Below are 1,717 nucleotides of genomic sequence, written 5' to 3'. Positions count from 1 at the left end.
GACATAAACGTGAAGCAACGGTTATACTATCTACAAAGATGCATCGGTATTTAGAAGTCTCAGAAAGAAGATCTTTATACTTGCCAGATACATGTTCATGGTGTTTTTGACTGTATGCTTGGTCAGATTTCAGCGCAGGGTTTGGACCACCAATTAGGCAGGCAATATCCCGAGCTTGATTCCAAGTACGAACACTAATTGAATCTCCCTGCCAATCTTGAACAGCAAGCAGACCTGCTTCAAAGTCAAGACATAGTGTTGGTTCACTTATAGTCTTTAAGAGGCTGGTTTTACCAATACCGTAAGGACCAAAAATTACTACTTTTATGCCTGTAGTTGTTTTCAATCTTTCATTATTGTTTAAAATTTTAAAAGTCATTTATTCACCTCAATGGTATATGTTATATATTCAGGAAAGGTAGAATTTATGTTCAATTTTTCTTTTTGCTCTTGTAGTAGATGGAAGAGAGTTTTATACGTATTTTTCTTACCATAGTATTTAAAGTAGTTCTTGATATGTTGTTCATCTTAGCAACTTCATATAAGTTAAAGTACTTGAGTTGTTCGCATATCTTTTGCATCTTTCTTGGTAGCGTTGAAATCATGTAATCTACATCAGTACGTTTTGCTACTTCATCTTCAAAAGCTTCTGTTTTCTCAATATTGACGTAGTTATTAATGTTGCGTTTAATACATAGTTGTTTCTCCAATAAGTTATTGGCACGACGTTCAGTTAATCTTGCTACAAAAGTGTTAAAGCTACCTTTACTTTCATCATATCTATCAATTTCACAGAAGAGTTCTTGCTCAAGATCTTCATGAGTTTCATGAGCAAAGCATTCAAAAAGTTTTAATCTCTTAGCTTGATACCGTATATTTTGAACAACTATGGCAGTTTTTAGTTTCATAACTTTTCCCTAAAACAATTAATGCTTTAAGGATGAGAACTTATAGGTGCACTTTGTAGGACAGGAGCAAAAATAAATAATACAGATGCAATTTTTAACCTATTGATATTCTATTGTTTTTTTTCGAGAATAATACAGTTCGATTTTTAAATAATACTGCAACAAAAAATTAGGCAAAAATTCATTTTTTTTGGACAAAAATTTTCCAAATCCTGAATATATATTATATAAGCCTTTCAAACTCATCACAGGTGTCAATTCTTACACAATCAGGAAGAGCAGCAATAGCAGCCAGCATAAAAGAGCAAGTTATACATCTTGCTTGGGGAACAGGTGATTCAAGCTCTGGAAGTAGCCATCAGGTCGAAAAAGTTTTTGTTGAGGGTGAAATAGCTCTAGATCACCACACTATTAAAGATGTAAGGGTTTTTACAGGACAAACAACTTATCAGTCAAGTATAGATTATATAGTTGATAGCAGTAGTGGTGTAATAAAACGTACGGAAAATAGCTCTATCAGGGCAAATAGTGCAGTTACTGTAGAATATAGTGAAAGCACACCACCAGAGCTGATAACTTCTGAAAAACTGCTCAATGAGCTTGGCAGACGTACTGCGAACGAAGTGCTCTTCTGCACAGGTGATGAGAATGGAGAGCTTGTTACTCCCTCCGGAAGGTTTAGGCCCTCAAATGTACCAACTAATAATCTCTATCTTAAATTTACTTTCGATTTCACGGACGCAGCAAATCAAGTTATCAGGGAACTTGGGGTTATGGTTGGTTCTAAAGTAAAAAAAGGATTACCTTCA

The 1,717-nt window shown here is 34.7% G+C and carries 3 protein-coding genes; 1 reads left to right on the top strand and 2 read right to left on the bottom strand.

The genetic code is table 11. The features are described from left to right. The coding region (locus BA053_RS08015; protein WP_245611576.1) for an AAA family ATPase at nucleotides 1–379 on the bottom strand (379 nt) is incomplete at its 3' end. 52 nt (nucleotides 380–431) lie between these two features. Then, nucleotides 432–908, bottom strand: coding sequence for a sigma-70 RNA polymerase sigma factor region 4 domain-containing protein (locus tag BA053_RS03495; protein WP_065106761.1), 477 nt, complete (start codon nucleotides 906–908; stop codon nucleotides 432–434). A gap of 251 nt (nucleotides 909–1,159) precedes the next feature. Between BA053_RS03495 and BA053_RS03490 the strand changes: the two genes are divergently transcribed. Beyond that, nucleotides 1,160–1,717: hypothetical protein (locus tag BA053_RS03490; RefSeq protein WP_065106760.1), on the top strand; the 558-nt coding region annotated here is incomplete at its 3' end.

Origin of the sequence: Wolbachia endosymbiont of Nomada ferruginata (assembly GCF_001675785.1) — a bacterium.
Classification (GTDB): Bacteria; Pseudomonadota; Alphaproteobacteria; order Rickettsiales; family Anaplasmataceae; genus Wolbachia; species Wolbachia pipientis.
Note: the sequence above shows the minus strand (reverse complement) of the source record. Positions and strands in the feature narration are given on the sequence as shown.